Here is a 12,764-nt window from a genome sequence, read left to right on the forward strand (position 1 = left end):
GCTAAAAAAGAATTAGATTTTAAAAAGGGAGGTTCTATTGATGATTGCAATAAAACCGAACAATTTAGAAACCGTAATTGAAGTTGTCGTGAATGGAAAAATAACCAAAAAAGAGATTGAAGACTTCGAAAAGGATTTTAAAGAGAAGAAAGAGAAACATGAAAAGACAAATCTTTTATTGGCTGTCCATGAAACGGATTACTCAGTAAAGGGATTGATTGAAGATTTGAAATTTAGTGCAAGGCATTGGGAAGAGTTTCATAAAATCGCTGTTTTCAGTGACAAAAAGTGGATTGAGTTAAGCGCCAAAATCAGTGAATATATTCCTGGTGTTCAAGTACACCACTTTGATTTTGGTGAAAGAGAAAAAGCCTTAGATTGGTTTGAGCGTTAGAGAGCAGTTACTATACAAAGATAAAAAAGCCAAGCGTTCGCTTGGCTTTTTTATAATCAAATTGGTTATTGTTGAGCAGAATGATTCATATTAATCTCAGAGATATCTGTTATTAACTCATAAAAAATATCTTCTTTTTCAGGAAAATAATGTTCCTTCAAATGAGCATTAATTTCATTTTCGTTAGGCTTTTCTTCAGACTCTACAATAATCCCTTTAAAAGGGATTTGGTATTCTTCAACAATTTCTTTACCTAATAACACTGACCAAGTTTTTTTCAAAATAAACACCTCCTTTTGATTATCGCATACCGAATAAAATTACTTTTCCTCTTCTTTAGGAATATATGTTATGATTTTTCGCAATTTTATTTGCTGCTTCATTTACACAATTATCAAATGTAGTAAAGCTACTTTGAAACAATAACTTCTTTGTTATTGTCTAATCAAAAGCTAAAGTTTGTATTAAATGGAAAGTTGATGTAGAAACTATTAGTAAAGGCATGTTTTTAATCCTTAGGAAAAAGAATTTCTTTTCTCGTGTTGGTGAGAGGCCTCGAACATGAACTTAATTTTAAAAGAGGGGATGTTGTCATGAATAAGCATAGATATCCGGTTGCACAAGGCTTGTATCGTCCTGACTATGAGCATGAAGCTTGCGGAATTGGAATGGTGGCTAATATTAATGGGGAAAAGTCACATGACATTGTTGAAAATGCGATCACAATTTTATGTAATTTAGAGCATCGGGGTGGACAATCAGCTGATACAAGTACGGGGGATGGAGCTGGAATTTTGACACAAATTCCCCATGCTTTTTTTGAAAAACAATGCGATAAAGACAATATTACTCTCCCTGAAGAAGGGGGATATGGAATTGGAATGGTTTTTTTGCCTCAAGACCCTGAAACGAGGAAAAAAATGCAAAAACTAGTCCAATCGATCATTGAAGATGAGGGGCAAGTCTTTCTTGGTTGGCGAACGGTGCCAACGAATGATTCATTTGTTGGGGATATGGCAAAGAAATCAAAACCTTTTATTCGCCAAATGTTTATTGCTCCTTCTAGTGTGATAACAGACCAAGAAGAGTTTGAAAGAAAATTATATATGATCCGCAAACGTTTGGAAAAAGAGACGCAGGCAGCAGATAAGAAACATCAAGAAGGTCTTTATATTTGTAGTTTATCGACAAGAATCATCGTGTATAAAGGCATGTTAATTCCGGAACAGCTCGATTCCTTTTTTCTTGATCTAAACAATCGTTATTTTAAATCGGCATTGGCTCTCGTGCACTCACGTTTTAGTACGAATACGTTTCCTAGCTGGGAGAGGTCTCATCCAAACCGATATACGATACATAATGGCGAATTTAACACGATCAAAGGAAATGTGAAATGGATGCAGGCGCGTGAGGCTCTTTGTAAGTCGGAGCTGTTTCAAGAGGAAGATCAAGACAAACTATTTCCGGTAATTGACACCGATGGCAGTGATTCGTCGATGTTTGATAATTGTTTTGAATTTCTTCATCTTTCAGGACGATCGCTTGCTCATACCGCGATGATGATGATTCCTGAACCATGGGTGAATGACGAAACAATGGATGAGGAAAAAAGAGCTTTTTATGAATACCACAGTTGTTTAATGGAGCCGTGGGATGGTCCGGCTGCAGTGGTGTTTACGGATGGAAAACAAATAGGGGCAACCCTCGATCGAAATGGCCTTAGACCTGCAAGATACTATGTGACGAAAGATGGCATGATCGTTTTAGGTTCTGAAGTTGGCGCGTTAGAGATTTTTGCTGAAGATATTGAATACAAAGAAAGACTTCATCCAGGAAAGATGCTCCTTGTTGATTTAGAAAAGGGGAAAATCATTCCTGATGAGGAAATTAAACAGCAGATCGCCAAAGAAAAGCCGTATCAAAAGTGGTTATCAGACCATTTGCTCCACTTAGATCAGTTGCCGGAAACAAAAGAGCGAACCGAACCGCTTCATGCAGAAGAACGGATGAAACAGCAGCTTGCCTTTGGCTATACGAACGAAGAGTTAAATAAAATCATGAAGCCGATGGTCACCGATAAGCAAGACCCTGTTGGCTCGATGGGATACGATTCCCCACTTGCCGTTTTATCAAAGAGGCCGCAGCTTTTGTATAATTATTTCAAGCAGCTGTTTGCCCAGGTCACGAACCCGCCAATTGATGCAATTCGCGAGAAAGTCGTGACTTCCATTCAAACAACAATCGGTCCTGAGAAGAACTTACTCAACCCAGAACCTGAAAGCTGTCAGCAAATTCAGATTGCAACACCGATTTTAAGCAATGATCAGTTAGGGAAATTATATCAGTCGAACTTTAAGAGCGAGACATTTTCATTACTTTTTTCAGTGAACAAAACTCCTGATTTGGCAGCCGTCTTGGGTGAACTTTTTGCCAAAGTAGACGAGGCGATTGAAAAAGGAGTATCTTTGCTTGTTTTATCAGACCGAGGAGTAAATAGAAAGTCGGCTGCTGTACCAACTTTACTCGCCGTTTCCGGTTTGCATCACCATCTGATTCGCCAAGGAACTCGTGCGAAGGTCAGCATACTTGTTGAATCAGCTGAGCCGAGAGAAGTGCATCATTTCGCAGCATTACTTGGATTTGGAGCGGAAGCAATTAACCCATATTTAGCGCTTGAAACTTTACAAGGTTTAATTGAAAATGGAGACCTACGTGATATTGATTGGGAGAAAGCTGTCGAAGTTTATATTAAGGCGGCAACAGACGGCATTGTAAAAGTACTATCGAAAATGGGCATTTCAACGATTCAAAGCTACCGCGGTGCTCAAATTTTTGAAGCAATTGGAATTAATAAAAATGTCATCAATCAATATTTTACAGGAACCGCGTCACGGATAGGTGGAATTGGTTTAGATATTATCGCCGAGGAAGTGATCTTAAGGCATAAACGAGCATTTGTTGATGCTAGAGGTTCTGAGGATTCATTAGAATCGGGTGATGATTTTCAGTGGCGCCAAAATGGAGAAGATCATCAGTATAATCCCAAAACGATTCATTTGTTGCAACAAGCGTGTCGCTCGAATAATTACAAGCTCTTCAAAGAGTATTCAAACTTACTAACAAATACCGATCATAATTTACAGTCGATTCGCGGCTTGCTTTCTTTTAAGAAAAGAGAACCGGTTCCATTAGATGAAGTCGAATCGATTGAGTCGATATGTAAAAGATTTAAAACTGGAGCGATGTCATACGGTTCGATTAGTAGCGAAGCCCACGAAGCCCTTGCAATTGCGATGAACCGTATTGGTGGGAGAAGTAACTCTGGTGAAGGAGGAGAAGATCCTAATCGATTTACACCTGATGAAAATGGAGATTTACGACGAAGTGCAATTAAGCAAGTAGCTTCGGGACGATTTGGTGTAAACAGTCATTATCTAGTCAACGCTGATGAAATTCAGATTAAAGTCGCACAAGGTGCAAAACCAGGAGAAGGCGGACATCTCCCTGGGAAGAAAGTGTATCCGTGGATTGCAGAAGTGAGAGGCTCGACACCTGGTGTTGGCTTAATTTCACCACCTCCTCATCACGATATTTATTCCATTGAAGACTTAGCTGAGTTGATTCACAATCTGAAGAACGCCAATCCAGCAGCTAGAATCAGCGTGAAGCTTGTTTCAGAAGTAGGAGTTGGAACGATTGCGGCTGGTGTAGCAAAAGGCAGAGCCGACCTTGTTTTAATCAGTGGTTATGATGGTGGAACAGGCGCTGCGCCAAGAACGAGCTTAAAGCATGCAGGATTGCCATGGGAAATTGGGCTAGCGGAAACACATCAAACCTTGCTTTTAAATCGGTTGCGCGATCGAATTGTCGTTGAGACGGATGGAAAGATGATGACAGGTCGAGACGTGATTATTGCGACCTTGCTCGGAGCAGAGGAATATGGATTTTCAACAGCTCCGTTAGTTGTACTAGGCTGTATTTTAATGAGGGTTTGTCACCTTGACACCTGTCCAGTAGGAGTGGCAACGCAAAATCCTGAGCTTCGGAAAAAGTTCCCTGGTCAAGCGGAGCATGTCGCGAACTTTATGCGTTTTATCGCAACCGAAGTAAGAGAGCTTATGGCAGAACTCGGATTCCGCACGATTAATGAAATGGTTGGTAGAACCGATGTACTAGAAGCGAACCAAGCAATTACTCATTGGAAGACGAAAGGAATTGATTTATCGGAACTGCTTTATCAACCGGATGTACCAAAGAGCGTGAGTCGTTATGCAACCGTTGAACAAGTTCATGGACTTGATAAAACATTAGACATGCAAGAACTAGTTCCATTATGTAAAGAAGCGCTTGAAAATCAGGAGCCGTTGGAAGCGACATTATCGATTCGCAATATTAACCGTGTAGCAGGAACGATTCTCGGAAGTGAAATCACGAAGCGATACGGGGCAAAAGGGTTACCAGAAGATTTAATTCAGCTAACGTTTAAAGGCTCGGCTGGGCAAAGCTTTGGTGCCTTTATTACACCAGGATTGACGATGAGATTAATTGGAGATGCAAACGACTTTATCGGAAAAGGTTTATCAGGAGGGAAAATAATCGTTCATCCTTCCCGGAGAAGTACATTTATTCCAGAGGAAAACATTATTATCGGAAATGTTGCTTTTTACGGAGCAACGGCAGGAGAAGCCTATATTAACGGGATTGCCGGAGAACGGTTTTGTGTTCGAAATAGTGGTGCTAATGTCGTTGTAGAAGGGGTTGGCGACCATGGCTGTGAATACATGACAGGTGGAAGGGTCGTCGTCCTAGGGAGTACCGGGAAAAACTTCGCTGCTGGTATGTCTGGTGGAGTGGCCTATGTGCTAGATGAGTCCGATCGCTTTCATACGAAATGTAATCTGGGTCAGGTTTTACTAGGAGCAATTGAGGATGAAGAAGAACTGAAAACAGTTTATGGCATGATTGAAAAACATGTACAGTACACGGACAGTCGCTCCGGGAAACGAGTCCTCGAAAACTGGGGTGATCTGAAAACCAAATTAGTTCGCGTGATTCCAAAAGATTACTTAGAAATGCAAGAGAGAATCAAATACTACGCAGCAAGTGGGTTAGAAAAACATAAGGCAGCCCTTGCGGCATTTGAAGACAGTAGAAAAGTTGTCAATGCAATGAAGGATGGAGGGTGACGACAATGGGAAAACCAACTGGCTTTATTGATTTCAGACGTCGAACGCGTCCTGAACGTGACCCCGCTGAACGAGTAAAGGATTGGGATAATTATACATTACCATTAGATGAAAAAGAGCTTCAGCAGCAGGGAGCTCGTTGTATGGATTGTGGAATTCCAACGTGCCATACAGGAACAATGCTTAACGGGATGACTTCTGGTTGTCCTGTCCACCACTTAATTCCCGAATGGAATGATTTAGCGTATCAAGGTCAATGGGAAGAGGCTTTAAAACGAGAGCATAAGATGAATAACTTTCCTGAGTTTACCGGGATGGCTTGCCCGGCTCCTTGTGAAGGTGCCTGTGTGCTCGGGATTAATGAACCACCCGTAGCAATTAGGTCGATCGAACTTGAAATTATTGAAAAAGGATTTAAGGAAGGCTGGGTGAAGCCTCAACCTCCAGAAGTGAGAACCGATAAAAAGGTGGCGGTGATCGGGTCTGGACCCGCCGGCCTTGCTTGTGCTGCTCAGCTGAATAAAGCAGGACACAATGTCACAGTGTTTGAGCGCCATGACCGCGTTGGTGGGCTTCTGACATACGGTATACCTGAGATGAAGCTTCCCTATTCGGTAGTCGAGCGTCGTGTAAATCTCTTGAAAGAAGAAGGAATTACGTTTGTGACGAATACGGAAGTCGGAAAGGATTATCCCGTTTCTGGCCTTCAGTCTGAATTTGATTCAATCGTTCTTTGCGGTGGTGCAGAGAAACATCGTGATTTGGAAGTTGAAGGCAGAGAGTTAAAAGGAATTCATTATGCGATGGACTTTCTGCATGCGAATACGAAAAGCTTATTAGACTCCGGTTTAGAAGATGGTAACTATATTTCCGCCAAAGATAAAGATGTCATTGTGATCGGGGGAGGCGATACTGGGACCGATTGTTTAGCTACTTCCGTTCGCCATCAGTGTAAGAGTTTAACGCAATTTGATATTTATGAGAAAAAAGGTGATACCCGAGAAGATGATAACCCTTGGCCACAGTGGCCTATCATTCACCGCGTGGAGTATGGTCAGAAAGAAGCGACAGCTGTATTCGGAGACGATCCAAGGGCGTATGCTGTCATGACGACCAAATTTGTTGGCGATGAAAATGGTCATCTCAAAGAAGTTCATACGATTAACGTGGAAACGGCCGTTGATGAAAGCGGAAAAAGAGTTAGAAAGCAGATTCCAGGTACAGAAAAAGTTTGGCCTGCTCAATTAGTGTTGCTCGCGATCGGATTTAGCGGACCAGAGCAAGGACTAATCAAGGAGCTTGCTGTTGAAACTGACGGACGCTCCAATGTCAAAGCGGAGTACGGAAAATATGAAACGAACTTAGAAGGTGTCTTTGCCGCTGGTGACATGCGACGAGGCCAAAGCTTAATTGTTTGGGCGATTAATGAAGGTCGAGAAGCAGCCAGAGAGTGTGATCGATTTTTGATGGGCGAGACGAGATTGCCGTAGGGGTACAGGTCACTTGTTTAATACAACAAGTGACCTGCTACTATTTTTTGTTTTTCACATGATCGTGTGTACGAAAATGAGTGTTCAGGCTTGAATTTCGGTGAAGCTTTCAAAACAGGATAAAGAGGATCTGTTGCTTTTAGTTTGTTTTTTAGAGTAAAGGGTATATGTTTTAATGATAGAGAAAAGTTAGAATAGATTCTTTTTACCACAAAAATAGGAGGTTTTTGTTTTTATGGCAAGTCAAACCGGAACAATTGTTCAAGAATCATTAGCTGCATTATTAAAGGATTCTTCTTTTTTACCTGAATTACAAAGTGAATCGAGAGAACAAGCATTTGCATCTTTGGCTTCAATTCTTTCAACACCGAACAAAATACATAAAGCCTTTTTACGAATTTCTATGGATAATGGCGAGGTTGTTCGAATCCCTGCTTTTCGCGTTCAACACAATCACACACTCGGACCATATAAAGGGGGGATCCGTTTTCATGAATCCGTTAACGAGGACGAAGTGGTTAACCTTGCTGCCTTAATGACTCTGAAAAATGCCCTTCATGAAGTTCCTTTCGGTGGAGGGAAAGGCGGGGTTGTGATCAGTCCGAGGGAGCACTCAGCCAAAGAGATCAATTTAATCTGTCAAAAGTATGTTCATTATTTTAGTGATATATTAGGTCCTGACAAAGATATTCCTGCACCTGATATGGGATCTGGTGACCGTGAAATGGATTGGATGATGGCTGAATATAAAAGCATTCGCCCAGGCGAACCATATAGAGGAAGTTTCACTGGGAAAAGCGTCGTTAACGGTGGGTCTTTAGGGAGAAGAGAAGCGACAGGAAAAGGAGTATACTTTACATTTAGATATATGCTCTATGATTTCTTGAAGGAACAACGGACATTTCTATCGAATACAGATAACAAGTTTGCTCAAACGTTACTAAGCTATGCCAATAAACCGATGTCCATTGCCGTTCAAGGATTTGGTAATGTTGGTTCGGTTGCTGCTCTTGAGGCTCATCAGTGCACGCTGTTACAAAATAAAGTTGTTTCTGTTAGTGATCGAAATGTAATGCTGTATAATTCAGATGGTTTAGATATTCAAGCTTTAATTGACTTTACAACAAAAAATAAAGGCGAGCTACCAACAACAGAGGAACAATTGTCTCTATTTGACATCAAAGCCGATATCCATGATAGAGATCAAGTGTTAGATCTTGATGTTGATGTCTTAATCTTAGCGGCGTTAGAAGACCAAATTCATAAAGGCAATATGGAGCAAATTAAAGCACGAATCATTGTCGAAGGTGCAAACGCACCAGTGACAGGTGAAGCGGATCAGTACTTGAGCGAAAAAGGTGTCATTATCATTCCTGATATTCTTGCCAATGCAGGAGGAGTCATCGTTTCGTATTTTGAATGGCTTCAAGGTCGCGAAACTCAATTTTATAGTGAAGAAGAAGTATTTAAATTGCTAGTTGAAAAGATGAAAGGAACGATGGATACGATCTTGCCACAGTATTTTGGAGATCCTTTTTCCTTACGTCAGAACTGTTTCATTCATTCTGTGATGAAGCTAGTTACGGTGATGTATCGTCAAGGGAAGTTGTATTAAACTACGAATAGGGCAGTTGCTATAAGCAACTGCTCTATTTTTTTAGGATGGTTTTAGTTAGCCGATGAAAACTGATGTAGGCGATAAATGTTAAATTTTGGTCGGTGAACAAGCCGAAATAGCAGATATATTTCAATAATAGGACATAGATAAAAGACTTACTCTTCTTAACTTCAAACCTCAATGGAAATTAATAATCCGAACATTACCGTTTTTTTTATTTTTCCAATAGCTGTTAAAATTTAAAAGATTAATATCTTTCTGGGAAGCATGCAAACCATTTAATCCTGTGATTATTAATGTGTTTTTTAAGGATTTTCTAGTAGCTCTATATCTTTGTGACGATTGACAAAGGTAGGTACTTTTAATTTACTTTTAATCTTAAATATTAAAACTCCGATTTGATATCCTTTTTAGCTCATTATTTTTCCTTCTTCCTGACCAATGTTTAAGATAAAAGTGTTTCCATCATTTGTATGTTTATGAACGTGAGGATATACCTGAATCTCCTATCGGTGATTGGGCTGAAGACTACCCGATATATCATCAAATGGGCTTGTCGTTTGGAAAGAATATGACAAAAAATCAAATTGAGTTGGCAAAGCGTGCTTTCTATGCGTCAGTTACCCATATCGATAGGCAAATTAATAGAATTCTTGGAACTCTTTCGGAAGAGGGTATTTTAGATAATACTTGGATTATTTTCACAGCAGATCATGGGGACAATTTAGGAGATCATAACCTCTGGCAAAAATTTAATTTTTTAAAAGGGTCTTGTAACATTCCATTAATTATTAAACCACCATATCAAGGAGACCAGCGTTTAGAGGACAAGTGGGAACCAAATAGTACGAATAATACAGTTGTAGGTTTGCAGGATATATTACCAACACTTGTTGATATAGGATACGGTTCCATTCCTGAGGGGATTGATGGTAGAAGTTTACTCCCGCTTGTTAAGGATAATTCTAAAAAGGTTCGGGAAGTACTTTTAGGGGAACTTGGTAAAGATGGATATCGATCCTTTATGGTAACAGATGGAGAATGGAAGTATATATGGTATGAAGAAGATGGTTATGAATTATTATTTAATATTCAAGACGATCCCAATGAAATTTACAATCTTGTTCAAAAGGAATTTGAAAAAAGAACAGAGTATCGTAAAAAATTAATTAATATATTGTCTTCACGAGAGCAAGATCCTGCTATCGATAAAAATGAGTTAAAAGCAACGTCTCCTGGGAAGAAAGTAGTTAAAGGTAAGCGTCCGAGAATGAATTCATATATAGCTTACGAAAGTCCAGTAGGACATCATTAACTTAAAAGGTTGGAAGAGTATGGCATAATCTGCACCAGCGACCCGTCCATCAACGGTTAAGGATGGAGCATGTCGGATTCAGTTAACTGTTACCGCAGAACATTCCACTGATGACAGCGATCGATTAATCCGTGCTAGTGAAAAAGGCGGTATCTTGTGTTAAACAAGATACCGCCTTTTTAGTGACCTTATTTTTCTGGAATTTCACATCCATTTTCATCGCAAACCGCTCCGTTTTGTTCTTCTCCTTTTGTGAAAGGACCATCTTGTTCGATGATTTGTTCCAAGGAATTGACAAACGCTTGAGTTGGCTGAGCACCAGAGATGGCGTATTTTTTGTTAATAATGAAATAAGGAATGCTTCTAATGCCGAGGTCCTGTGCTTCCTGTTCATCAGCGCGAACCACATCACTCATCTCACTGCTTGAGAGCATCTTGGTGACTTCATCACGATTCAAGCCAACTTCTTCCGCTAAATCGATTAGTGTCGCATGATCCCCGATATGCTTGGATTCAGTGTAGTAGGCTCGTAATAATCGATCTGTCATTTTATGCATCAACCCTTGACTTTTGGCGAAACTTGCCAAACGATGCGCGTCAAAGGTATTCGTTAAAATTAACGTATCTAAATTAAATTCTAAACCAGCTTCCTGTGCCATTTGAACCATGTTCAGGCAATTTGCCTTCGCTTGATCTAGGCTCATACCATATTTTGAGGCCAGTTTTTCATAGATATTATAAGGGACATTCCGTTCAACGGTAGGATCTAGCTCGAACGACCGATAAACTACTTCAACGGGTTGTTCTATTTTCTGAATTGCGTCCTCCAGACGCTTTTTGCCAATAGAGCAAAATGGTCAAGCAAAGTCAGTCCACATTTCAATATATAACATAGGATCTACCTCCATCTGATTTCTATATTCCCACATAGTATAAACGATTTTCGTTAGTCTTGACCAATCTTCAGCCTTCTCTCATCAGTAGTAATCTGCCTAAAAATGTTAGGTGATTTTGATTGTTATCAAACAAGACAAAAACTAAAGTTAATCTGAATAGTTCAACATGTACATTAGACTCCATATTCACATCTTTTTAGTTGTGATATGCTTCAAAGTTCGATATAACACAGGATACGGATAAGTTGTCGCATTGCCAACATCTCCAGGAATCAAGGGGACAAAGCTATCAAGCATTAGAATTCCAATGGTGTGACCGTAAAACACTTGACCTTTTCTTGCATGATAAATCATAAAATACCCCTTTCTGTTATGTTGAAATTAATATCACCAGCTTAAGTGCTCCTAATTATAATAAAGATGAGTTACTATTTAATTTTAAAAAAAGTTGTAAATAGTTGATAATAATACGTATTAGCAGATATATTTAAAGAATAGATTGATAAAATTAGAAATGAGCTGATAGATCTATCGAATCGGTTAATCAAACCTTAAATTAACCGATATATTTCCACCGTGCAAAGTTAAAAATCGATATGACTCGCAAAAGGGGATGTTTCCATGACAGATCAACAAGCTAGCAGCTCGATACTCATACAGCAAACATGACAAACTAGTTTAAAAAAGACGGTGCCTTTAACTAACGATTGTTATTTAGAGAGTTTATTACAGATTCGGATATTCGTCTTTATGCAACATTAAATCGTTTTGATGTAGCTTTAATACCAATCGAAACCTTATCCGTGAATACGAGCATTTATGGGGCTATCTTCGCGACTTATATCAAACACCAAGTTTTGGAGATACAACAGATTTTGACACGATTAAAAAGCATTATCACACATCGACACTGTTTTTCAAAATAATGGTGACGTAAAAACCTTGCCTAAATGGCCAGAGCTAAAGGGACTTCAGTCGCAGCATAATCGTTACTTGCTGAGTAAACAAGAAGAAAAATTTCTAATTAACTAAAGGAGTTACGAACGAATGAACATACGTGATGCTTTAAAGGAAGAATTACTTGAGATTCGTACTAAAAGATTGGATGCATATAGTGAACATGCACAAGCTATTACGGAAGAACATTGGCAAGCTCTAAAACAAGCGATTTCTTCAGAAGCAGATGTGCAAGAAGGTGTTGAACTGATTGTTGCTGAAATTGATGGAAACATACTAGGAAGTGTCGCTCTATTTCCTCCTAAGTCAGATGCCTATGAAGGGCTTGTTGATGAAATCGATTATTCCGAGATCCGCTTACTCGCTGTGACCTCAGAAGCAAGAGGTAAAGGCGTTGCAAGAGCGTTAATTAATGAATGTATTGAAAGAACGAAAGCAAAAGGCTTTGATGCGATTGGGTTACATACGGCAGATTTCATGAAAAGTGCAATTAATCTATATGGGAAGATGGGCTTCGAGCGATTGCCGCAATTTGATTTTGAACCTGCGAATGACGGGGTGATTGTGAAGGCGTTTCGGCTTGGGATTTGATGAAGGCGTATAAAATGCGAGGTTGCATGACTTGTAACCTCGTATTTTTTATGATTGCCATTGGAAATTTCATTAACTAGGCCTTAGATATGAAACTTATTGAAGCATAGGAATCATCAAATCAATATAAAAGTAAACTAAAAAATAAACCAAAAAATAAACTGACAGATAACTCTGTCAGTTTATTTTTTAGAGCTAAGCCATGGGTACAATCTATAGGATGCAAGTTTTGAAACGTGAACGTTTTCTAGAGTACAAAAAAAGGTTGGTATGAGAGTATTTATGTTAAATTCTGAGTACTGTAGATGTCAAAAATA

9 protein-coding genes are annotated in these 12,764 nt (G+C 39.4%); 6 read left to right on the forward strand and 3 right to left on the reverse strand.

All coding sequences use genetic code 11. The features are described 5' to 3' along the window. Positions 1-40: 40 nt before the first annotated feature. Entirely contained in the window at positions 41-394 is a 354-nt protein-coding gene (locus LDX58_RS02680; protein WP_227935298.1) for a SpoIIAA family protein, read from the forward strand. A 65-nt stretch (positions 395-459) separates the two neighbouring features. Here the strand turns inward: LDX58_RS02680 and LDX58_RS02685 are convergent, their stop codons facing one another. Next, positions 460-675 (reverse strand): hypothetical protein, encoded by a 216-nt coding sequence (locus tag LDX58_RS02685; RefSeq protein ID WP_227935299.1) that lies wholly within the window; start codon positions 673-675, stop codon positions 460-462. Between the two features lie 312 nt (positions 676-987). On the opposite strand from LDX58_RS02685, the gene gltB reads away from it, so the two are divergent. From gltB to LDX58_RS02705, 4 genes are all read left to right on the forward strand, one after another. Further along, on the forward strand, positions 988-5,580 hold the full coding sequence (gltB, locus tag LDX58_RS02690; RefSeq protein ID WP_227935300.1) for a glutamate synthase large subunit: 4,593 nt from the start codon (positions 988-990) through the stop codon (positions 5,578-5,580). A gap of 5 nt (positions 5,581-5,585) precedes the next feature. Further along, on the forward strand, positions 5,586-7,070 hold the full coding sequence (locus tag LDX58_RS02695) for a glutamate synthase subunit beta (protein WP_227935301.1): 1,485 nt from the start codon (positions 5,586-5,588) through the stop codon (positions 7,068-7,070). A 235-nt stretch (positions 7,071-7,305) separates the two neighbouring features. Further along, positions 7,306-8,685 carry a Glu/Leu/Phe/Val family dehydrogenase gene (locus LDX58_RS02700; protein WP_227935302.1) on the forward strand — a complete coding sequence of 460 codons (1,380 nt, stop codon included), beginning with the start codon at positions 7,306-7,308 and terminating at the stop codon, positions 8,683-8,685. Between the two features lie 472 nt (positions 8,686-9,157). Continuing rightward, on the forward strand, positions 9,158-10,003 hold the full coding sequence (locus LDX58_RS02705; RefSeq protein WP_227935303.1) for a sulfatase-like hydrolase/transferase: 846 nt from the start codon (positions 9,158-9,160) through the stop codon (positions 10,001-10,003). A gap of 188 nt (positions 10,004-10,191) precedes the next feature. On the opposite strand, the gene LDX58_RS02710 is transcribed toward LDX58_RS02705, so the two are convergent. Together LDX58_RS02710 and LDX58_RS02715 are read right to left on the reverse strand one after the other, a co-directional pair. Beyond that, on the reverse strand, positions 10,192-10,848 hold the full coding sequence (locus LDX58_RS02710; RefSeq protein WP_227935485.1) for a DsbA family oxidoreductase: 657 nt from the start codon (positions 10,846-10,848) through the stop codon (positions 10,192-10,194). Positions 10,849-11,085: 237 nt separating this feature from the next. Further along, positions 11,086-11,253, reverse strand: a complete 168-nt coding sequence (locus LDX58_RS02715; RefSeq protein ID WP_227935304.1) for an aspartate/glutamate racemase family protein — start codon at positions 11,251-11,253, stop codon at positions 11,086-11,088. Positions 11,254-11,946: 693 nt separating this feature from the next. On the opposite strand from LDX58_RS02715, the gene LDX58_RS02725 reads away from it, so the two are divergent. Beyond that, entirely contained in the window at positions 11,947-12,447 is a 501-nt protein-coding gene (locus LDX58_RS02725; RefSeq protein WP_227935305.1) for a GNAT family N-acetyltransferase, read from the forward strand. Positions 12,448-12,764: the final 317 nt, after the last annotated feature.

It is taken from the genome of Alkalihalobacillus deserti (assembly GCF_020734105.1).
In the GTDB taxonomy this organism is placed as follows: Bacteria; Bacillota; Bacilli; order Bacillales; family Bacillaceae_D; genus Halalkalibacter; species Halalkalibacter deserti.